General features: G+C 64.4%; 20 protein-coding genes and 2 tRNA genes. 17 read left to right on the top strand and 5 right to left on the bottom strand.

The genetic code is table 11. The annotated features are described in order from the left end of the window. Nucleotide 1: 1 nt before the first annotated feature. Entirely contained in the window at nt 2-1,420 is a 1,419-nt protein-coding gene (locus IAU68_RS09440; RefSeq protein ID WP_171194629.1) for an alanine/glycine:cation symporter family protein, read from the bottom strand. 105 nt (nt 1,421-1,525) lie between these two features. Between IAU68_RS09440 and pgm the strand changes: the two genes are divergently transcribed. The 9 genes from pgm to IAU68_RS09395 all read left to right on the top strand — a co-directional run bounded on the left by pgm (nt 1,526) and on the right by IAU68_RS09395 (nt 6,878). After that, nucleotides 1,526-3,151: a phosphoglucomutase (alpha-D-glucose-1,6-bisphosphate-dependent) gene (gene pgm, locus IAU68_RS09435; protein ID WP_171194630.1), complete on the top strand. Its 1,626-nt coding sequence runs from the start codon at nt 1,526-1,528 to the stop codon at nt 3,149-3,151. Between the two features lie 18 nt (nt 3,152-3,169). Then, nucleotides 3,170-3,652: a MauE/DoxX family redox-associated membrane protein gene (locus IAU68_RS09430; RefSeq protein WP_269434855.1), complete on the top strand. Its 483-nt coding sequence runs from the start codon at nt 3,170-3,172 to the stop codon at nt 3,650-3,652. A gap of 38 nt (nt 3,653-3,690) precedes the next feature. Next, complete coding sequence (locus tag IAU68_RS09425; protein ID WP_171194631.1) at nt 3,691-4,428, top strand: DsbA family protein; 738 nt, start codon at nt 3,691-3,693, stop codon at nt 4,426-4,428. Nucleotides 4,429-4,630: 202 nt separating this feature from the next. After that, nucleotides 4,631-4,703 (top strand) — tRNA-Ala (locus IAU68_RS09420). A gap of 27 nt (nt 4,704-4,730) precedes the next feature. Next, nucleotides 4,731-4,803, top strand: a tRNA-Ala gene (locus IAU68_RS09415). A gap of 58 nt (nt 4,804-4,861) precedes the next feature. Next, the gene (locus IAU68_RS09410) at nt 4,862-5,284 is read left to right on the top strand and encodes a methylated-DNA--[protein]-cysteine S-methyltransferase (RefSeq protein ID WP_171194632.1); all 423 of its coding nucleotides are present in this window, start codon (nt 4,862-4,864) and stop codon (nt 5,282-5,284) included. Further along, a complete protein-coding gene (locus IAU68_RS09405) occupies nt 5,277-6,038 on the top strand; it encodes a fructosamine kinase family protein (protein WP_171194633.1) in 762 nt (253 codons plus the stop codon). Before IAU68_RS09410 ends, IAU68_RS09405 begins: the two co-directional genes overlap by 8 nt. Before the next feature lie 47 nt (nt 6,039-6,085). Then, nucleotides 6,086-6,472: a type II toxin-antitoxin system Phd/YefM family antitoxin gene (locus IAU68_RS09400; RefSeq protein ID WP_171194634.1), complete on the top strand. Its 387-nt coding sequence runs from the start codon at nt 6,086-6,088 to the stop codon at nt 6,470-6,472. Beyond that, nucleotides 6,465-6,878 (top strand): PIN domain-containing protein, encoded by a 414-nt coding sequence (locus IAU68_RS09395; RefSeq protein WP_171194635.1) that lies wholly within the window; start codon nt 6,465-6,467, stop codon nt 6,876-6,878. The genes IAU68_RS09400 and IAU68_RS09395 overlap by 8 nt, the downstream gene beginning before the upstream one ends. On the opposite strand, the gene nadE is transcribed toward IAU68_RS09395, so the two are convergent. Continuing rightward, nucleotides 6,875-7,690: an ammonia-dependent NAD(+) synthetase gene (gene nadE / locus IAU68_RS09390; protein ID WP_171194636.1), complete on the bottom strand. Its 816-nt coding sequence runs from the start codon at nt 7,688-7,690 to the stop codon at nt 6,875-6,877. The two genes, IAU68_RS09395 and nadE, sit on opposite strands and share 4 nt — an antisense overlap. Nucleotides 7,691-7,819: 129 nt before the next feature. Here nadE and ykgO point away from each other — a divergent pair, with 129 nt between their 5' ends. The 4 genes from ykgO to nrdE all read left to right on the top strand — a co-directional run bounded on the left by ykgO (nt 7,820) and on the right by nrdE (nt 11,217). Further along, nucleotides 7,820-7,942 carry a type B 50S ribosomal protein L36 gene (ykgO, locus tag IAU68_RS09385; protein WP_038612879.1) on the top strand — a complete coding sequence of 41 codons (123 nt, stop codon included), beginning with the start codon at nt 7,820-7,822 and terminating at the stop codon, nt 7,940-7,942. 283 nt (nt 7,943-8,225) lie between these two features. Continuing rightward, entirely contained in the window at nt 8,226-8,453 is a 228-nt protein-coding gene (gene nrdH / locus IAU68_RS09380; RefSeq protein ID WP_171194637.1) for a glutaredoxin-like protein NrdH, read from the top strand. 65 nt (nt 8,454-8,518) lie between these two features. Further along, nucleotides 8,519-9,049 carry a class Ib ribonucleoside-diphosphate reductase assembly flavoprotein NrdI gene (gene nrdI, locus IAU68_RS09375; RefSeq protein WP_171194638.1) on the top strand — a complete coding sequence of 177 codons (531 nt, stop codon included), beginning with the start codon at nt 8,519-8,521 and terminating at the stop codon, nt 9,047-9,049. Nucleotides 9,050-9,051: 2 nt separating this feature from the next. Continuing rightward, entirely contained in the window at nt 9,052-11,217 is a 2,166-nt protein-coding gene (nrdE, locus tag IAU68_RS09370) for a class 1b ribonucleoside-diphosphate reductase subunit alpha (protein WP_231699018.1), read from the top strand. Here the strand turns inward: nrdE and IAU68_RS09365 are convergent, their stop codons facing one another. Beyond that, a complete protein-coding gene (locus tag IAU68_RS09365) occupies nt 11,218-11,931 on the bottom strand; it encodes a FadR/GntR family transcriptional regulator (protein WP_231699017.1) in 714 nt (237 codons plus the stop codon). 119 nt (nt 11,932-12,050) lie between these two features. Between IAU68_RS09365 and nrdF the strand changes: the two genes are divergently transcribed. The 3 genes from nrdF (at nt 12,051) to IAU68_RS09350 (ending at nt 15,782) form a co-directional block, all read left to right on the top strand. Beyond that, nucleotides 12,051-13,040 carry a class 1b ribonucleoside-diphosphate reductase subunit beta gene (gene nrdF, locus IAU68_RS09360; RefSeq protein ID WP_171194640.1) on the top strand — a complete coding sequence of 330 codons (990 nt, stop codon included), beginning with the start codon at nt 12,051-12,053 and terminating at the stop codon, nt 13,038-13,040. Nucleotides 13,041-13,263: 223 nt separating this feature from the next. Then, on the top strand, nt 13,264-14,985 hold the full coding sequence (gene ctaD, locus IAU68_RS09355) for an aa3-type cytochrome oxidase subunit I (protein WP_171194641.1): 1,722 nt from the start codon (nt 13,264-13,266) through the stop codon (nt 14,983-14,985). 74 nt (nt 14,986-15,059) lie between these two features. Continuing rightward, nucleotides 15,060-15,782, top strand: coding sequence for an aminoacyl-tRNA hydrolase (locus IAU68_RS09350; RefSeq protein ID WP_171194642.1), 723 nt, complete (start codon nt 15,060-15,062; stop codon nt 15,780-15,782). On the opposite strand, the gene IAU68_RS09345 is transcribed toward IAU68_RS09350, so the two are convergent. Continuing rightward, nucleotides 15,772-17,730, bottom strand: coding sequence for an ATP-dependent DNA helicase (locus IAU68_RS09345; protein WP_171194643.1), 1,959 nt, complete (start codon nt 17,728-17,730; stop codon nt 15,772-15,774). The genes IAU68_RS09350 and IAU68_RS09345 overlap by 11 nt on opposite strands. Nucleotides 17,731-17,733: 3 nt before the next feature. Further along, nucleotides 17,734-19,059 (bottom strand): nicotinate phosphoribosyltransferase, encoded by a 1,326-nt coding sequence (locus tag IAU68_RS09340; protein WP_171194644.1) that lies wholly within the window; start codon nt 19,057-19,059, stop codon nt 17,734-17,736. Nucleotides 19,060-19,146: 87 nt separating this feature from the next. Between IAU68_RS09340 and clpS the strand changes: the two genes are divergently transcribed. Beyond that, the gene (gene clpS, locus IAU68_RS09335; protein WP_171194668.1) at nt 19,147-19,434 is read left to right on the top strand and encodes an ATP-dependent Clp protease adapter ClpS; all 288 of its coding nucleotides are present in this window, start codon (nt 19,147-19,149) and stop codon (nt 19,432-19,434) included. The last annotated feature ends 8 nt before the right edge of the window (nt 19,435-19,442 follow it).

Raw genomic sequence — 19,442 nt, 5'->3', positions numbered from 1 at the left:
CCTAGCGCCAATCCATCTGGTGGCGCTCCACGAAGGCAGCGACCTCCTCCGGCGACTTCTTCAGGTACGGGTCCCAGGCGAGGTACTCGCGGGTCTCGCGCACCACCAGGCCGGACAGGGCGAGCAGACCGATGAGGTTCGGGATGGCCATGAGACCGTTGGACAGGTCGGAGAACGTCCACGCCAGCTCGATCGACGCCACCGCGCCGACGAAAGAGAGCGCGGTGAAGAACATGCGGTAGGGGATCGACGCCCAATCGCCGAACAGTGCGACGATGGCGCGCTCGCCGTAGTAGGACCAACCCAAGATGGTGGAGAACGCGAAGAAGATCAGCGCGACGGAGACGATCAGGCTGCCCCATTCGCCGGGCAGGGCGGTCTCGAAGGCGGTGGCGGTCATGATCGCGGCTTCCTCGCGGCCCATGTCCCAGGTGCCGGCAGTGACGATGACCAGGCCGGTGATGGTGACGACGATGATGGTGTCGATAAACGTCTGGGTCATGGACACCAGTGCCTGGCGCGCCGGGTGCTGCGTCTTCGCGGCTGCGGCGGCGATGGCGGCGGAGCCCATGCCGGACTCGTTGGAGAAGATGCCGCGGGCCACACCGAACTGGACGGCGAGCATGATGCCGGAACCGACGAAGCCGCCGGTGGCCGCGGTGCCGGTGAACGCGTCGGTGAAGATGGTGGCGATCGCGTCCGGCACCCGGTCCGCCATGAGCACCAGTGAGGCGATGCCGCCGCCGACGTAGATGACGATCATCAGCGGCACGAACGCGGCGGTAATCTTGCCGATGCCTTCAATGCCGCCCAGCACCGCAGCGCCCACGGCGAAGAAGATGATCACGCCGGCGATGTTTGCGTCGACGCCGAAGGCGTCGTTCATGCCCGCGGCGATCGAGTTGCCCTGCGCCAGGTTGCCGATGCCGAACGACGCGAAGATGGTGAACAAGGTAAACGCGGCGGCGAGGAACTTACCCACCCCGCCCGGGATGCCGCGCTTGAGATACTCGTGCGGCCCGCCCTGCTGCTTGCCTTTCTTGTCGGTGGTGCGGAAGCGCACGCCCAGGTAGGCCTCGGAGTACTTCGACGCCATACCGACGATACCGGTCACCCAGATCCAAAACAGCGCGCCGGGCCCGCCGATGGAGATCGCGGTGGCCACGCCGACGATGTTGCCGGTACCCACCGTGGCGGCAAGAGCGGTGGTCAGCGCCTGGTAGTTGGAGATGTCTCCCGCGCCTTCTTCAGCCTTGTCGACGAACGCGTGACGCGCCGCGCGCCCCAGCGTGCGGAACTGGATGCCGCGCAGCCGGATGGTGAGAAACAGACCCGTGCCGAGCAGCAGCGGGATGAGCACGAATGGCCCCCACACAAAAGAGGAGACGGCGCTCAAGATGTCGTTGAGGGTAGAAGCCATGCCCAAGTAAAACATAAGAGACGACCAACAATGGCCGGGTAGCGCCGGTTACATTCACGGGCGATGATGGTGTTGTACATCCGATGAAGATTAAGGAGCCGAGCCATGGCACACGAGCGCGCAGGGCTGCCCGCCCGCGACGAGGACCTCATCGATATCGCAGAGCTGGTCACCGCCTACTACACCCGCGACATCGACCCTGAAGATGCGGATCAACAGGTGGTGTTCGGCACATCCGGCCACCGTGGCTCGTCGCTGGACAACGCGTTCAACGAGGCGCATATCTTGGCGACGACACAGGCCATCGTCGATTACCGCCGCCGCGAAGGTATCGCGGGGCCGGTCTACATCGGTCGCGACACCCACGCGTTGTCGGAGCCAGCGATGGTTTCCGCGCTCGAGGTGCTCATCGGCAACGAAGTGCCGGTGCGTGTCGACGCCGCCGGCCGCTACACACCGACCCCGGCCGTCTCGCACGCCATCTTGACCCACCCGGGCGGCGGGGCGGACGGCATTGTGGTCACCCCCTCGCACAACCCGCCACGCGACGGCGGTTTCAAGTACAACCCGCCGACCGGCGGGCCGGCGCCGGCGGAGGCGACGGACTGGATCGCGGCCCGGGCAAACGAGTACATCGCGGGAGGGCTTGACGGGGTGGTCAGGTCGTCGGTAAGTGGCGTGCTCGACGAGCGGGCGGAGCGCTTCGACTACCTCGACCACTACGTCTCGGATCTGGACAGCGTGGTGGACATGGACGCGATCAAGGCGTCGGGCTTGCGCATCGGCGCGGACCCGATGGGCGGGGCCAGTGTGGACTACTGGGGCGCGATCGGCGAGCGCTACGGGCTGAACCTTGAGGTGGTCAACCCGCACGTCGATGCCACCTGGCGTTTTATGACCCTGGACACCGACGGCAAGATCCGCATGGACTGCTCCAGCCCGGACTCCATGGCCTCGCTGGTGCGCAACCGCGACAAGTACGACCTGGCCACGGGCAACGACGCGGACGCGGACCGCCACGGCATTGTCACCCCGGATGCGGGGTTGATGAACCCGAACCACTACCTGGCCGTGGCCATCGAGTACCTGTTTTCGCACCGCCCCGGTTGGGCGGACGGGACGGCGGTGGGCAAGACCTTGGTCTCGTCTTCCATGATCGACCGCGTTGTCGCCTCGCTGGGCCGTGAGCTGGTGGAGGTGCCGGTCGGGTTCAAGTGGTTCGTGCCGGGGCTGATCGACGGCACCATCGGCTTCGGCGGCGAGGAATCCGCCGGCGCGTCGTTTCTGCGCAAAGACGGCACCGTGTGGTCGACCGACAAGGACGGGCTGATCATGGACCTGCTCGCCGCCGAGATCACCGCGGTGACCGGCAAAACCCCGTCTGCGCGCTACGCCGAGCTTGAGGCCGAGTACGGCGCGCCCGCCTACGCGCGTATCGATGCCCCCGCGAACCGCGAAGAAAAAGCCGCCCTGAAAGCTCTGTCCGCGGATCAGGTGCGGGTGGGGGAGCTGGCGGGTGAGGGGATCGTCGCTAAGCAAACGCGCGCCCCTGGCAACGGCGCCGCCATAGGCGGGCTGAAGGTGACCACTGAAAACGCGTGGTTCGCCGCGCGGCCGTCCGGCACCGAAGACAAGTACAAGATCTACGCCGAGTCATTCAAGGGCGAAGAGCACCTGCGGCAGGTGCAAGAGGAAGCGAAGGCGCTCGTTGTTGAGGTTTTGGGCAACTAGTGGGGTAAAGTACGACCTGTGAGCACAACGACGGCCGCGAGCCCCTCGCGCGATATCAAGACGCTGGTGCTGGACGTATTGTCCGCACTCGCTCGGTTCTACATGGCATACGTCTGGATCTCCGCCGGATGGTCGAAGATCGGCGTGCACCTCGACACGGCGAAAACCATCGAGGCCTACGAAATCTTCACCCCAGCCTGGTCCGACCTGCTGGCTCACATCATCGGACCGCTCGAACTCGCCGGCGGCCTGCTGTTGCTTCTGGGCATCAACTTGCGCTGGTCGGGCAAAGTGTCCATCTACGTGCTGACGCTGTTCATCATCGGCATGCTGTCCGCGTGGCAGCGCGGCCTGGTGATCGACTGCGGCTGCTTCGACCCGTCCGCGGCCGGCGAAGGCGAGAGCAACCTGCTCGCCACCGTCTTCCGCGACGTGATCTACATCGCGATCACCGGGTTCATGATGTGGCGCCCGTTTAAGAAGTTCGCTATCTACCCCTAAACTCAACCGGGTATCTATCCCGATCTCAGGAGACAAGTGTGACCACCCGTAAAGTGCAGAACCCCAACGAGAAGGGCAGCAAGGCCTTCATCTGGGCCATCCTCGCCGTCGTCGCGATCGCCCTGCTGGTCATCGGCATCATCATCTACAACGGCAAGGAAAACCGTTCCGCTGCCATGCAGGAAGAGATGGTCGACGTCACCGGCCTCAACGTCGAGTGGAACCAGGACGAGGACATCATCCACCTCACCGGCGACAACAACGACGACGCCAACTCCGCTGAGCTGTTCGAGGACTTCTCCTGCTCCTACTGCGCTAAGCTGCACTTGGCTACCGGGGATCAGGCCCTTGAAAAGATCAAGGCCGGCGAGATCAACGTCGACCTGCGTCCGATGAACGCTTTGGACCAGGGCGAGGAGGGCCACTCCACTCGCGCGCTGGCTGCTGAGCTGGCGATGTTCGCTAACGGTGACATCTCCTCCGCGTTGACCATGCGCAACTACCTGTTCGAGAATCAGCAGTCCGCGTACAACAAGTACGACAATGACGGCTTCGCTGACCTGGCGGCTGACTACGGTGCCGGCGACCAGGCCGTGCAGGACATCCGCGACGGCAAGTTCATCGACACCGCCAAGCGCATGGGCGACAACAACCGCAAATTCCAGGAAGACGAGACCGGCGAGGCATGGACCCCGCGCGTGCTTGTCGACGGCAAGGACATCGAAGACATCGCCGGCGAGCGCGACAACTGGCCGCAGGAACTGGCTGACATGTAAACCCGCTGCCTGACATGTACGGCTGACGTAGTGTTTCCGGCCTGGGGTGAAAGACGATATCGTCTTTTACCTCAGGCCGGTTGCGTTTTCCCAGGTCGCTTCTCGGCGGCGGGTGCAAAAGGCGATATCGCCTTTTGCGGGGGCGGGGCAGGCGATTTGGCTGGGCGCGGCCCGGGCCGGTATATTGACCGAAGTTAACCACGGGGCTATGGCGCAGTTGGTAGCGCACCACACTGGCAGTGTGGGGGTCACGGGTTCGAATCCCGTTAGCTCCACTTTCACAACTACATACCGTTTCTTACGGGGCTATGGCGCAGTTGGTAGCGCACCACACTGGCAGTGTGGGGGTCACGGGTTCGAATCCCGTTAGCTCCACTGTGGAAGATGCCGCCCGCGCCGATCCGGCCGGGCGGTTTTCTCGTACCGTGGGGGTATGGATACTCCGATTGGGCGGCTTGGTGTCGTCGTCAAGCAAGGGCGCGTGTGCGAGGTGCGCTTCGGAGGGCATTCGCTTGACGACGACACCGCGTCCCGCCAGCTCCGCGAGTACTTCGCAGGCGAGCGTCGGCAGTTCGATCTGCCGCTGGATCTGAGCGGTGTGACGCCCTTTCGCGCCGAGGTGCTGCGCGCGTTGATGCAGGTGCCGTATGGCGAGACCACCACGTATGCGGGGTTGGCACGGGCGGTGGACAACCCGAAGGCGGTGCGCGCGGTGGGCAGCGCGTGCGCGACGAACCCGCTGCCGATCCTCATCCCGTGCCACCGCGTGCTGCGTGCCGACGGCCAACTTGGCGGTTACCGTGGCGGGGAAGCAGCAAAGCGTTTCCTACTGCGATTGGAGGGCATCGATGTCTGAGACCTTTGTCAAGCACGGCAGCGCGCCGGGAGCTGCGGCGGCTGAGGCGGCGTACCTGCGCTGGCTGCGCGAGGGGTCTGCCGCGGTGGTGGCGGTGCTCGACCTGGACGAGGACGCCAACACTTTGACCATCGAGCGCGTCGACAGTGCGCACCCCACCAAGGACGCCGCACGCCAGGCGGGCCGTGAGTTGGCCGCGATCCACGCGATGGGGGCGGAGGCGTTCGGTGCGCCGGCGGACGGCTGGGACGGGCCGAACTTCATCGGCACCCGTGAGCAGTCGTGCGTGCCGACGTCCCGCTGGGCGCCTTTTTACGCCGAGCAGCGCGTCTTGCCGTTTGCGGAAAACGCCGTGCGCGCGGGAAACCTCGACCGGGAGGGACTGGAGACGGTGCAGCGCGCGTGCGAGGCGCTCGTGCGCGAAGACGAGGACGCGCCGCTGGCCCGCATCCACGGCGACCTGTGGACTGGCAACCTGCTGTTCTCCCCGGAGGGCCCGCGGTTTATCGACCCAGCCGCGCACGGCGGCCACCCGCTGACCGACATCGCGATGCTGGACCTGTTCGGCGCGCCGCACTTGGATGCGATCATCGACGGCTACCTCGACGCCGGGGGAGACCTGGGCCGCGACTGGCAGCGGCGCATCGCCGTCCACCAGCTGCACCCGCTGGCGGTGCACGCGTGGACGCACGGCCCGTCCTACGGCTCGGCGCTGGTGCGGGCGGCGGAGGAGGCATTGCGGGTCGTCGATTAGCGCGCTATTCTCCCGATGTATTACATGTAGTACATCGGGAGGTGAGCGTGGGTGTCGAAGAACGGCTCCGTGAGGCGCTCGCGGGCGAGGCGGGCAGCGCGACTGTGTCGATGCGCGAGCTGAACCAGAAGACACGTGCGGTTATCGACCGTGTGGTGAAGGAGGGGGCCACGTTGACGGTGACAGACAGGGGAAACCCGATCGCCGAGATTCATCCGGTGAGCGAGAAAACTGGCTTGGACAGGCTCGAGGAGCTGGGGCTTCTCGCGCAGCGGGGTAAACCCGTCGAGGAGGGGTGGAGGCCAGCAGCTTCTGGGGTGTCGCTCGACGCGTGGCTGGAGGAGGAGCGCGGCGAGGATCGTCTGGAGCGCGTGATGGCGGATCTGCGGGAACTCGACGGGTCCGGTGTTGATGGTGGTAAAGCAGATGGCTGACGCGGGGCGATTGGCGTACGTCGACACGTCTGTGCTTATCGCCGCATCGGGCGGGGAAGCGCTCAGTGAGTGGGCTCTGTCTGCGCTGTGGGGCAACACTCTGGTGAGCTCAGCTCTTGCGCGGGTGGAACTCGCCCGTTTCGCACATCGGACGGACTACGGAGAGCGACACCTCCGGGAAATGGAGGCGGGCGTCTCGTTCGTGAACGTGGACGACCAGGTGATCGCGGCCGCGATCGCAGTCAGCGGGGAAGTGAAAGCGCTAGACGCGATCCACGTGGGGACGTGGGCGCGTCTGCAGGCGGTGGGAATGGACTGCCCGTTCATTACTGCGGACCGGAAGCAGGCCTCGGCCGCGGCGGGTGCAGGGGCGCAGGTGCTGCACCCCTTCGGGGAGTTGGCCTAGCGCCACCAGGTGTCGTTCGGCCCCGGCGGCAGGTGGCGCTTGTGCTGGCCGATGCGCCACAGGTGCTCGAGGCGCTTCTGCGCGTCGGCGGGGATGGTCTTGCCCTCGAGGTAGTCGTCGATGTGCGCGTAGGTGATGCCGAGCGCCTCTTCGTCGGGAAGCGCGGGGCGGTCCTCCTCCAGGTCGGCGGTGGGCACCTTCTCCCACAGGCGGGCATCGGCGCCGAGGTGCTCGAGCAGTGCGGCGCCCTGGCGTTTGGTCAGGCCAGCGAGCGGGATGAGGTCGGCGGCGCCGTCGCCGTGCTTGGTGAAAAACCCGGTGACGTTCTCCGCGGCGTGGTCCGAGCCAATGACCAACAGGCCGCGCTCGCCGGCGATGGCGTACTGGGCGATCATGCGCATGCGAGCCTTGACGTTGCCTTTGTTGAAGTCCCCCAGGTAGTCAATGCCCAGCGCGTCCGATACCGCGCCGGACACGGCGGTGGTGGCCGGCTCGATGTTCATGGTCACCGTCTCGTCGGGCTGGATGAACGTAAGCGCCAGTTGGGCGTCGTCCTCGTCGGACTGCACGCCGTGGGGCAGACGGACGGCGACGAATTCGGCCTCGGCGCCGTCGTCGCGACGCTTCTGCACCGCGAGCTGTGCAAGCCTGCCCGCGAGCGTGGAATCCTGCCCGCCGGAAATGCCCAGCACAAAGCCCTTCGCGCCGGTGCGCTCGAGGTAGTCGGTCAGGAATTGCACGCGCCGGGCGACCTCCGCGGCCGGATCGATGGTCGGGGACACGCCGAGTGCGGCGATGATCTCGGATTGCATGGCGCTCATCGTATACGGCAGGGTTTTGATTCAGTCGGCTCTGATGTGTAACATTTGTCCCCGTGTTGCGACCCGGCAGCCCGCCGAGCGTCGCTAATTGCAGGTAATCCGAGCAGAAAGGAGCGCCCGATGAAGGTCCGCAAGTCGCTTCGGTCGCTGAAGAACAAGCCGGGCGCCCAGGTTGTGCGCCGCAACGGCAAGGTTTACGTGATCAACAAGAAGGATCCGCGCTTCAAGGCCCGCCAGGGTTAGTCGCGTGAAGGCGCCCCGTCACCGTTTGGTGGCGGGGCGTTTTGCGTTGCGACGAAAAGAAATCGGGCCAGATCACACCCGTGCAACAACATCAACGTTGTGTGGGGACTACATGTAGGTAATTTCCTGACCCTATCCTGGGAATACCACCCGTGTAACTACTACATGTAGTAGCAGTTGCCAGACTTTGCCCCAAGGTATAGTGTCTCTTGGTGTTGCCCCGGGGAGCCGGGGACAGGAAGAAATCCCCCGCGAAACCCGAACAGAAAGAGCCAAGACAGCGATGATCACCGTTTACAGCAAGCCGGCCTGCATGCAGTGCAAGGCGACCGAGAAGGCCCTGACCAAGGCTGGCCTGGAGTACACCACCATCGACATTTCCGTCGACGACGAGGCCCGCGACTACGTCATGGCGCTCGGCTACGTCCAGGCCCCGGTTGTCGAGGCCAACGGTGAGCACTGGTCCGGCTTCCGTCCGGAGCGCATCAAGAGCCTCGCCGCCGCGGCCTAAGCCCCGCGGGAGAGCCGGGGTGTACGCGGCACCCCACAGAGAACTGCACAAGAAAGGTAATGGCCATGCTGGTCGTCTACTTCTCCTCCGCCACTGAGAACACGAAGCGGTTTGTGGAGAAGCTCGGACTTCCTGCGAAGCGGATTCCCCTGCGCAGAACCGAACCGGAACTCGTCGCGGACGAGCCATACGTCTTGATCTGCCCCACGTACGGTGGCGGGGCGACCATCAGCGGCGGCAACTCCCGGCCGGTGCCGGGGCAGGTCATCCGCTTCCTCAACAACGAGGGCAACCGGAGCCTGATCCGCGGCGTGATCGCCTCCGGCAACTCGAACTTCGGCGGGGATTACTGTCTCGCCGGGCCGGTAATCTCGGACAAGTGTAAGGTCCCGTACCTGTACCGGTTCGAGCTCATGGGCTCGGCGGAGGACGTCGCACACGTGCGTAGCCAACTGCTGGAAAATGCGCAGCGGTTGGGTCTGCGTGGGGGAGCGGGGGTCGTCGATAAGCACAATGCTCCGGATGAGACGGAGCGCTTGGCGTGGCTTCGCGCGAAATATGCCGGTAAATACAAAAGAACGACTGTGAAGGATTGAATGTGAGTACTCCGCCCCTGGGTAAGAATGTTCCGGAGCCGGTTAACGAGCATGATCAGCTGGATTACCACGCGCTCAACGCGCTGCTGAACCTCTACGACGAAAACGGCCAGATCCAGTTTGATAAGGACCGCGAGGCCGCGAACCAGTTCTTCCTGCAGCACGTCAACCAGAACACGGTCTACTTCCACGACTTGGAAGAGAAGATCGATTACCTGGTGACCAACAAGTACTACGAGCCGGACACGATTGAGAAGTACGAGTGGGAGTTCATCAAGGACACCTTCAAGCGCGCGTACTCGTATAAGTTCCGTTTCAAGTCCTTCCTCGGCGCGTACAAGTACTACACGTCGTACACGCTGAAGACCTTCGACGGCCGCCGCTACCTCGAGCGTTTCGAGGACCGTGTGGCCATGACGGCGCTCTTCCTCGCCGACGGCAATACGGATCTCGCATCCGCGCTTGTCGACGAAATCATGACCGGCCGTTTCCAGCCCGCCACCCCGACCTTCCTCAACGCGGGTAAGGCGCAGCGCGGCGAGCTGGTGTCCTGCTTCCTGCTGCGTGTCGAGGACAACATGGAGTCCATCGGCCGCGCGATCAACTCATCGCTGCAGCTGTCCAAGCGCGGCGGCGGCGTTGCGCTGCTGCTGTCCAACATCCGCGAGGCCGGCGCGCCGATTAAGCACATCGAAAACCAGTCGTCCGGTGTCATCCCGGTGATGAAGCTGCTGGAAGACTCGTTCTCCTACGCCAACCAGCTGGGTGCCCGCCAGGGTGCGGGTGCGGTCTACCTGAACGCGCATCACCCGGACATCATGCGCTTTTTGGACACCAAGCGCGAGAACGCGGACGAGAAGATCCGCATTAAGACGCTCTCGCTCGGTGTGGTCATCCCGGACATCACCTTCGAGTTGGCGAAGCGTAACGACGACATGTACCTGTTCTCCCCGTACGACGTCGAGCGCGTCTACGGCGTGCCGTTCGCCGACATTTCGGTGACGGAGAAGTACGAGGAGATGGTGGAGGATCCGCGCATCCGTAAGTCGAAGATCAACGCGCGCAGCTTCTTCCAGACGCTCGCGGAGATCCAGTTCGAGTCCGGCTACCCGTACATTATGTTCGAGGACACGGCGAACCGCGCGAACCCGGTGAAGACCGGCCGCATCAACATGTCCAACCTGTGCTCGGAGATCCTGCAGGTCAACTCCCCGTCGGTGCTGAACGACGACCTGACCTACCAGGAGATCGGCCACGACATTTCCTGCAACCTGGGCTCGCTGAACATTGCGATGGCGATGGATTCGGAGGACTTCGGCCGCACCGTGGAAACGGCGATCCGCGCGCTGACGTCGGTGGCGGACAAGACGTCCATCGAGTCGGTGCCGTCCGTGCGCGACGGCAACGAGGCGTCGCACGCGATCGGCCTGGGCCAGATGAACCTGCACGGTTACCTGGGCCGCGAGCACATCGAGTACGGCTCGGAGGAGGGCCTGGACTTCACCAACGCCTACTTCGCCGCGGTGATGTACCAGTGCATCCGCGCCTCCCACACAATCGCTGTGGAAAAGGGCCAGGCGTTCAAGGACTTTGCGGAGTCCGAGTACGCTTCCGGCGAGTTCTTCGACCGGTACGACCCGGCCGATTTCCAGCCGAAGACCGAGAAGGTCAAGGCGCTGTTCGAAGCCAACAACATCGCCGTCCCGACGGCGGAGGAGTGGGCGCAGCTGAAGGCCGATGTGGCCCGCGACGGTATTTACAACCGTTACCTGCAGGCGGTGCCGCCGACTGGTTCGATCTCGTACATCAACAATTCGACCTCGTCGATCCACCCGATCGCGTCCAAGATCGAGATCCGCAAGGAAGGTAAGATCGGCCGCGTCTACTACCCGGCGCCGCACATGGACAACGAGAACATCGACTACTTCAAGGACGCCTACGAGATCGGCTTTGAAAAGATCATCGACACCTACGCGGTGGCGACGAAGTACGTCGACCAGGGCCTGTCGCTCACCCTGTTCTTTAAGGACACGGTGACCACCCGCGACATCAACCGCGCGCAGATCTACGCGTGGCGTAAGGGGATCAAGACCTTGTACTACATCCGCCTGCGCCAGATGGCCCTGGAGGGCACGGAGATCGACGGATGCGTCTCCTGCATGCTGTAGTTAGATCTCCATAAATTCGTTCACGCCGCGAAGGAGGCGCCGGGAGGCGTCTTCGGCGTGGTCGGGCTCGCCGTTGGCTACTGCTTCGGCGAGCTCGACGTGTATCTGCATGATTTCGCGCTCCGGGTCGTCCGGCATGATGCCGTATTCGGAGCGGCCGATGAGCACACCGATGATCGGGTGCGTGAGCTGGATGAACATCTCGTTGCGCGACGCGAGCAGCAGGAGCGAGTGGAAGCGGGCGTCGGCTTCGAGGAACTCCTCCGAGTTGCCGGATGCCTGATCGGTCAGCTCGACCAGGCGCTGGGCCAGTGCGGTCAGTTCGCGTGCTTCGGCGGGGCTAGCGTGCATGGCGGCGAGGCGCGCGGCGGACGGCTCGATGGCGTCGCGAAGCTCGCGCAGCGACTCGATTTGGGCGGCGCGCTGTTCTTCGCTGCGCAGGCGCCAGGAGATGACGGCGTTGTCGAAGACGTTCCACTCGGACTGCGGCAGCACCTTCAGGCCCACCCTGCGTGACGACGACACCAGCCCCAGCTGCTCGAGCGCACGCATGGCCTCGCGCGCGACGGTGCGCGAGATGTCGAAGCGTTTGGACAGGTCATGGAGGGTGAACGTGTCGCCTTCGGCTTGCACGCCCGAGACGATTTCCTCCCCAATGGTGTCCAGCACGGAAGCCAGTAAGGGTTCGGGGGACCGCTTGGCGCTCGCAGGCACGGGTTTTCCTCCTTGATTGAGACTATGTATGGAGTAATTCGTGTGTATCTTAAAGCATCCCCGCGCCAGCACAGGCATATATCGGGCCACGACTTGCCACGCCAAGTAGGGTGGACGGCATGACTGACGAATACGCGGGTTACCTCGAGTCCCACAGCAAACCAGTGAAGGCCATCAACTGGAATAGCGTCCCGGACGACAAGGATCTCGAAGTATGGGACCGTCTGACGGGTAACTTCTGGCTGCCGGAGAAGATCCCGGTGTCCAACGACATCCCGAGCTGGAACACCCTGACCGAGGACGAGAAGCAGGCCACCATGCGGGTGTTCACCGGCTTGACGCTGCTGGACACCATCCAGGGCACCGTCGGCGCGGTCTCGCTTTTACCGGACGCAAAGTCGCTGCACGAGGAGGCTGTGCTGACCAACATCGCGTTCATGGAGTCGGTGCACGCGAAGTCCTACTCCAATATCTTTATGACGCTGTCGGACACCCCGTCGATCAATGACGCGTTCCGCTGGTCGGAAGAAAACGAGAACCTCCAGCGCAAGGCGAAGATCATCATGTCCTACTACGAGGGCGATGATCCGCTGAAGCGCAAGGTCGCTTCCGTGATGCTGGAGTCGTTCCTGTTCTACTCCGGCTTCTACCTGCCGCTGAACTGGTCGGTGCACTCGAAGCTGACCAACACTGCCGACATTATCCGCCTCATCATCCGTGACGAGGCGGTGCACGGCTACTACATCGGCTACAAGTACCAGGTGGGCCTGCGCGAGGAGAGCGATGAGCGCAAGGAGGAGCTGAAGGACTACGCCTTCGAGTTGCTCTACGACCTGTACGAGAACGAAAACCAGTACACCGAAGACATCTACGACCCGCTGGGGTGGGCCGAGGATGTGAAGCGCTTCCTGCGCTACAACGCGAACAAGGCGTTGAACAACCTGGGCTACGAGGGCCTGTTCCCGGCGGACGAGACGAAGGTCTCCCCGGCGATTTTGGCGTCGCTGTCGCCGAACGCGGATGAGAACCACGACTTCTTCTCCGGTTCCGGTTCCTCCTATGTCATCGGCCGTGCCGAGGATACCCAGGACGACGACTGGGATTTCTAAGCGCTTGTTGCTTAACGACGACCCGCCCGCGCCGCTTTTCAGCCGTGCCGGGCGGGTTGTTTTTGCCCGGACGCTCAGGGTTTCACCCCGCACGGGGGCGCTGTTCGGGGAAGCTGGAAATGACGTGTGTGGGAGGTTATGCTGTGCCGGTATCACTCGTGGCAGCTTTGCCCGATTTGGCGGGTGCCAAAGACGGTGAGGTTGCCGTAGTCAGGAGGATTCAATGACCGCTGTGGCACCCCGGCTGGACAATTATGTCCCGCCGACACGCCCTGAGCCCACGGGCAACGCCCGGAAGGGTTCGAAAATTTACAAGCAACTGACCACGACCGACCACAAAGAACTGGGCATCATGTACATCATCATGTCCTTCGTCTGGTTCTTCGTGGCCGGCCTGATGGCGTTGCTCATCCGCCTGGAGCTGTTTAGCCCGGGCCTGCAGTTCCTGTCCAACGAGCAGTTCAACCAGCTGTTCACCATGCACGGCACCGTGATGCTGCTTGCGTTCGGTACGCCGATTGTGTGGGGCTTTGCTAACTACGTCCTGCCGTTGCAGATCGGTGCTCCGGATGTGGCCTTCCCGCGCCTGAACGCGTTCGGCTTCTGGGTCACCACCGTCGGTGTCGTCGCGATGCTGCTCGGCTTCATCACCCCGGGTGGTGCGGCTGACTTCGGTTGGACCATGTACATGCCGCTGGCTGACGCAACGCACACCCCGTCCGTCTCCGCCAACCTCTGGGTTGTCGGTGTGGGCGCTACCGGTGTGGGCACCATCGCCTCCGCTGTGAACATGCTCACCACCGTGCTCACCATGCGTGCGCCGGGCATGACCATGTTCCGCATGCCGGCGTTCACCTGGACGGTCTTCGTTACCTCGATCATCGCCCTGATGATCTTCCCGCTGCTGACTGCTGCCGCGATGGGTGTGCTCTACGACCGTCTCCTCGGCGGCCACATCTACGACACGGCTAACGGTGGCACCATCCTGTGGCAGCACCTGTTCTGGTTCTTCGGCCACCCGGAGGTCTACGTTCTCGCGCTGCCGTTCTTCGGTGTGATCTCCGAGATCGTCCCGGTCTTCTCCCGTAAGCCGATGTTCGGCTACATCGGCCTGATCTTCGCAACGCTGGCAATTGCCGGCCTGTCGATGGCCGTGTGGGCGCACCACATGTTCGCCACCGGCGCGATCCTGCTGCCGTTCTTCTCGTTCATGACCTTCCTGATTGCTGTCCCGACCGGCGTGAAGTTCTTCAACTGGCTGGGCACCATGTGGAACGGCCACCTGACGTTTGAGACCCCGATGCTGTGGGCGACCGGCTTCCTGTTCACCTTCCTGTTCGGTGGTCTGACCGGCATCATGCTGGCTTCTCCGCCGCTGGACTTCCACCTGCACGACTCCTACTTCGTGGTCGCGCACTTCCACTACACCCTGTTCGGCACCGTGGTCTTCGCGTCCACCGCCGGCGTGTACTTCTGGTTCCCGAAGATGACCGGCCGCATGCTCGACGAGAAGCTGGGCAAGATCCACTTCTGGTTCACGGTCGTCGGCTTCAACATGACCTTCCTGGTCCAGCACTGGCTGGGCAACATGGGCATGCCGCGTCGTTACGCTGACTACCTGGACACCGACGGCTTCACCCTCCTGAACCAGGTGTCCACGGTCGGCGCCTTCATCCTGGGTATCGGCTTCCTGCCGTTCATCTGGAACGTGTTCAAGTCCTGGCGCTACGGCGAGATCGTCACCGTCGACGATCCGTGGGGCTACGGCAACTCGCTCGAGTGGGCCACCTCCTGCCCGCCGCCGCGCCACAACTTCACCTCCCTGCCGCGTATCCGCTCCGAGCGCCCGGCGTTCGAGCTGCACTACCCGCACATGGTGGAGACCCTGCGCCGCGAGGCGCACACTGGCCGTCACGATTCCGATGCCAAGGTCGCGTCGAAGTAACACCGGACTGCTGACCTCCTGAACGATGCCCCCGCTCCGGCGGGGGCTTCGTCGTATCTACTACTCTGGGCGCGATGGAACACAGCACTGAAATCGCCGCCGCCCACGCCCGCCTCAAAGCGCTGGTAGCTGGGGACTACCGGGAGCGTGCAGAAGACCCCGACGACCCGTCAACGGTGCAGGCGATGCAGATGGCGATCAACCTGCCCAAGCAGGAGACGCCGACGCGAAACGAGGTGCTTGTCAGCGCCGCGCGCGCCGTCGTCGCGGTCTGCCTTGACCCTCGCGCGGGTGAGGAGGGGTTCTGGCGCGACGGGCTCGAGCAGTGGTACTCCCACCGCATCCGCAAGGTGGCGCGTCGCGCCCGCAACAAGGCGTGGGACGACGTGCAGGCCCTGCCCGGGGTGACGGTGGGCAGCGTGCGGGCGTTTGTGCCGTCCGCGGTGGGGGAGGTGCCCCACGAGATCAGCAAGTTGCAGATCAAGGGCACCGAGTTGGACGAAACCGAGGACCTGCCGCTTCTCGACGATACCCCGCTCATCGCAGTCGATAACTCATTGGGAATGTCCGTGGGTAAGACGGCGGCGCAGGTGGGGCACGCCTCGATGCTGCTAGCGGCCGCGCAGGACACCGACTGGGTGCTCGCGTGGGCCGAGCAGGGGTTCCCGCTGAACGTGCGCGAGGTGGACTCCGAGCGCTTCCGAGAGATTTGCGCCCAGGACGATGCGGTGCCGGTGCGTGACGCTGGGTTTACGGAGGTGGCGCCCGGTTCGGTGACGGTTGTCGCTACGCCTTAGCCACCAGTCGGCCGAGGGCGCCGCGCACCACCTGGGGGTCGGTGGTGTCCCAGAAGGCGGGGAGGCTGCGGCGGATAAACGAGCCGTAGCGTTTCGTCGTTAAGCGGTTGTCTAAAACGGCGACCACTCCGCGGTCGTTGACGGAGCGCAGCAGCCGCCCCGCGCCTTGCGCCATGAGCAGCGAGGCGTGGGTGGCGGAGACCTCCATGAACCCGGAACGCCCCGCAGCGTCGGCGGCGTTGGAGCGCGCCTGCAACAGCGGGTCGTCGGGGCGGGGGAAGGGGATGCGGTCGATGATCACCAGCGAGCAAGCGCTGCCCGGCACGTCCACGCCCTGCCAGAGGGTGAGTGTGCCGAATAGGCAGGAGTTTTCGGACTTGGCGAATTTGTCCACCAGCACCCCGGTGGAGTCCTCGCCCTGTACGTAGATGTCGAAGGGGAGACGCCCGCGCATGGCTTCGGCGGCCTGCTCGGCGGCGCGTTTCGAAGAAAACAGCCCCAAAGTGCGCCCGCCCGCGGCGGTAATGAGTTCGGCGATCTCGTCGAGCGTTTCCTGCGACAGCCCGTCTCGCCCCGGGGTGGGCAGGTGTGTGGCGGTGTAGAGGATGCCGGCCTTGGCGGGGTCGAAGGGCGTGCCGGCGTCAAGAGAGTCCCACTGGCCCTTCGGCAGGCCCCAGGAAGCGGCCATGGCGTTGAAGTTGCCGCCGACGGTCAGTGTCGCCGAGGTGAGTACGACGGTGCGCTCGCCGAAGAGACGCTCATGGAGGAGGCCTGCCACCGACAGGGGTGCGACGGAGACGGAGTCACCGAAGCGGTCGGAGCGGGTCAGCCACACCACGTCGGTGTGCTTGGCGGGGTCGGGCTCGTCGAAGACCTCGAGGATGCGCACGACGGCGTCGTGGAGGTCCTCCAGGTGGTTCTTGAGGTTGCCGCGCTCGGCGAAGGTCTCCGGGTCGTTTTGGGCCTCGCCCTCGGGGGCGTCGCTGATGGCCTGGCGGGTCTTCCACAGGGCGTCGCGAAGTGCGGCGAAGCCGCCGCGGGCCGGGTCGGAGATGGTCTCCCAACGGCCGGGGGCTTCTAGGTCGATGGCGGCGGTGAAGTCGTCGATCACATCCTCGAGGGTTTCGCGTTTTGCGCCCAGTTTGCCGGCGCGGCGTGCCGCCATGGTCAGCGCGCGGGCGGAGATTTCGGAGGTGGCCACAGACGTGATACGGCCGTCGAGTTCGTGGGCCTCGTCGATGATTACGGCGTCGTGCTGGGGGAGCACGTCGACGTCGGCAAGCGCGTCGATGGCCAGCAGCGCGTGGTTGGTTACCACGATGTCGACGTCTTTGGTGTTCTCGCGGGCGATTTCGGCGAAGCATTCCTCGCCGTGCGGGCAACGCGCAGCACCCAGGCACTCTCGCGAGGTGACGGAGACTTGCCGCCACGCCTGGTCCGGCACGCCGGGGACGAGGTCGTCGCGGTCGCCGGTCGGGGTGTCTTGGGCCCACTCGGCGACGCGTTTGACGTGTTTGCCCAGCCAGGACAGTTCCTCTTCTTCGATCAGGGATTCGCCCGGCTCGTCGGCTGCGAGTTTGTGCAGGCAGACGTAGTTGTTGCGGCCTTTTTGGATGGCAAAGGTGGGCCGGGTGGGCAGGAGCGGCTCTAGGGCGTCGGCAAGCCGCGGCAGGTCGCGCTCGACCAGCTGGCGCTGCAGCGCGATGGTGGCGGTGGAGACCACAACGGTGGTCTCGTGCATCTGCGCGTAGCGGATTGCCGGCACGAGGTACGCCAACGACTTGCCGGTGCCTGTGCCGGCTTGGACGGCGAGGTGGCGCTCGCTATCAAGCGAGTGTGTCACGGCCTCGGCCATCTTCACCTGGCCGGGGCGGCGCGCGCCGCCGAGAGCTTCGACGGCCGCGTCTAACAACTCGGTGGTGGATTGCGAAAGCGGTTCGTCAGCCACGGCCTACTCAGTCGGCTCCGGGAAGCCGATGAAGTGCGTCGGGATAGCTACCTCGCCGCGTGAGAGAGCCAGGCCCTCCCACGGCAGGGTTTTGCGGGCAGCGGCGTGGAGCGCACGGGTGTCCTCGATGGAGGGTTGATTATCCACGATCTCCCCATCCCGAATGAGCGGCGTGGTCATCTCGCGGTACTCCAGGTTCGGCTTGCGCGGCACGTCGATCCCCAGCGGGTGGACGACCTCTGCCACGGCCACACCGGAGGAGCGGTACGCGCGAAGAGCGGACTTGCCGCCACCGTAGGTCACCTTGCCGGAAGAGCGTTTCGCCACCGGGTAGCCGTTGACCTCCACCAACTTGTACACCAGGCCCGCCGTGGGTGCGCCCGAGCCGGTGACCACGGAGGTGCCTACGCCGAAGCCGTCAACCGGGTCGCCGCGAAGCCCCGCGATGGCGAACTCGTCCAAGTCTGAGGAGACGATGATGCGGGTGTTAAACGCGCCGGCCTCGTCGAGTTGCTTGCGCACGCGCCGCGAGACGATGCCGAGATCGCCCGAGTCGATGCGCACTCCACCCAACTCCGTGCCGGCGACCTCGAGGGCGTTCTCCACGCCCTTGGTGATGTCGAAGGTGTCCACCAAAAGCGTCGTGTCGGTGCCCAGGGAGTCGATCTGACCACGGAAAGCGGCCTTCTCGTCGGGCTGGCCGTCCTCGTCGACATGCAGCAGCGTCCACGAGTGCGCGGAGGTGCCGGAGGCCGGGATGCCGTAGCGTAGCGATGCCTCCAAGTTCGAGGTGGCATCAAAGCCCGCGATATACGTCGCGCGGGCTGCAGCCACCGCGGACTGCTCGTGGGTGCGCCGCGAGCCCATCTCGATGATCGGGCGGCCGTCAGCGGCGGAAACAATGCGTGAGGCGGCGGAGGCGACCGCGGAGTCGGAGTTGAGGATGGACAAGATGACGGTCTCTAAAATCACGCACTCGGCGAACGTGCCGCGTACCGTCATAATCGGCGAGTACGGAAAGTACAGCTCACCTTCGCGGTAGCCGTCGACCTGGCCGGAGAAGCGGTAATTTCGCAGGTAGTCCTTGCATTCTTCGGAAAGAAAGTCCGCGGTGGCGATCTGCTCCTCGGTGAACCTGAAGTGCGTGATCGCGTCCAGCACGCGCGCGGTGCCGGCGACGACGCCGTAGCGGCGCTCGTTGGGTAAGCGGCGGCCGAAGACCTCGAAGATACAATCGCGCTCGGCCGTGCCGTCCTGGATGGCGGCGTCGAGCATGGTGAGTTCGTACATGTCGGTCAGAAACGCGGTGGAGCGGTGTGGTTGGTTCATAGTGAGCCAGCCTACCCTCCACGCGAAGCAGGTAAGGTGGTTCACATGTTTGCTTCAGCTCACAACACGGCGCGCATGGGTTCGCCGATGGCGACGCCGGACCTGGACGAGTCCCTCGACGTCGACGTAGCCACGAGCGAAAACCTGCCGTGGCTATGCATCGTGTGGGACGACCCGGTCAACCTGATGAGTTACGTCACCTACGTCTTCCAGACCGTGTTGGGCTACGACCGCAAGCGCGCCCAGGAGTTGATGATGCAGGTGCACACCGAGGGCAAGGCCGTGGTCTCCTCGGGTGAAAAGGACAAGGTGGAAACCGACGTGAAGAAGCTGCATACCGCGGGCCTGTGGGCCACGATGCAGCAGGCCGGGTAGGGAGGCGA

Origin of the sequence: Corynebacterium lujinxingii (assembly GCF_014490555.1) — a bacterium.
GTDB classification, from domain to species: Bacteria; Actinomycetota; Actinomycetes; order Mycobacteriales; family Mycobacteriaceae; genus Corynebacterium; species Corynebacterium lujinxingii.
The sequence above is the reverse complement of the archived record's forward strand: the minus strand, read 5'-3'. Positions and strand labels throughout refer to the sequence as shown.

Bases quoted from the DNA above. Each gene is read 5' to 3' on its own strand.
- IAU68_RS09350 (WP_171194642.1), top strand. From the start codon at position 15,060: ATGGAACACAGCACTGAAATCGCCGCCGCCCACGCCCGCCTCAAAGCG.
- IAU68_RS09410 (WP_171194632.1), top strand. From the start codon at position 4,862: ATGGATACTCCGATTGGGCGGCTTGGTGTCGTCGTCAAGCAAGGGCGC.
- nrdI (WP_171194638.1), top strand. From the start codon at position 8,519: ATGCTGGTCGTCTACTTCTCCTCCGCCACTGAGAACACGAAGCGGTTT.
- IAU68_RS09340 (WP_171194644.1), bottom strand. From the start codon at position 19,059: ATGAACCAACCACACCGCTCCACCGCGTTTCTGACCGACATGTACGAA.
- ykgO (WP_038612879.1), top strand. From the start codon at position 7,820: ATGAAGGTCCGCAAGTCGCTTCGGTCGCTGAAGAACAAGCCGGGCGCC.
- IAU68_RS09395 (WP_171194635.1), top strand. From the start codon at position 6,465: ATGGCTGACGCGGGGCGATTGGCGTACGTCGACACGTCTGTGCTTATC.
- IAU68_RS09405 (WP_171194633.1), top strand. From the start codon at position 5,277: ATGTCTGAGACCTTTGTCAAGCACGGCAGCGCGCCGGGAGCTGCGGCG.
- nrdF (WP_171194640.1), top strand. From the start codon at position 12,051: ATGACTGACGAATACGCGGGTTACCTCGAGTCCCACAGCAAACCAGTG.
- ctaD (WP_171194641.1), top strand. From the start codon at position 13,264: ATGACCGCTGTGGCACCCCGGCTGGACAATTATGTCCCGCCGACACGC.
- nrdH (WP_171194637.1), top strand. From the start codon at position 8,226: ATGATCACCGTTTACAGCAAGCCGGCCTGCATGCAGTGCAAGGCGACC.
- IAU68_RS09440 (WP_171194629.1), bottom strand. From the start codon at position 1,420: ATGGCTTCTACCCTCAACGACATCTTGAGCGCCGTCTCCTCTTTTGTG.
- nadE (WP_171194636.1), bottom strand. From the start codon at position 7,690: ATGCAATCCGAGATCATCGCCGCACTCGGCGTGTCCCCGACCATCGAT.
- clpS (WP_171194668.1), top strand. From the start codon at position 19,147: ATGGCGACGCCGGACCTGGACGAGTCCCTCGACGTCGACGTAGCCACG.
- pgm (WP_171194630.1), top strand. From the start codon at position 1,526: ATGGCACACGAGCGCGCAGGGCTGCCCGCCCGCGACGAGGACCTCATC.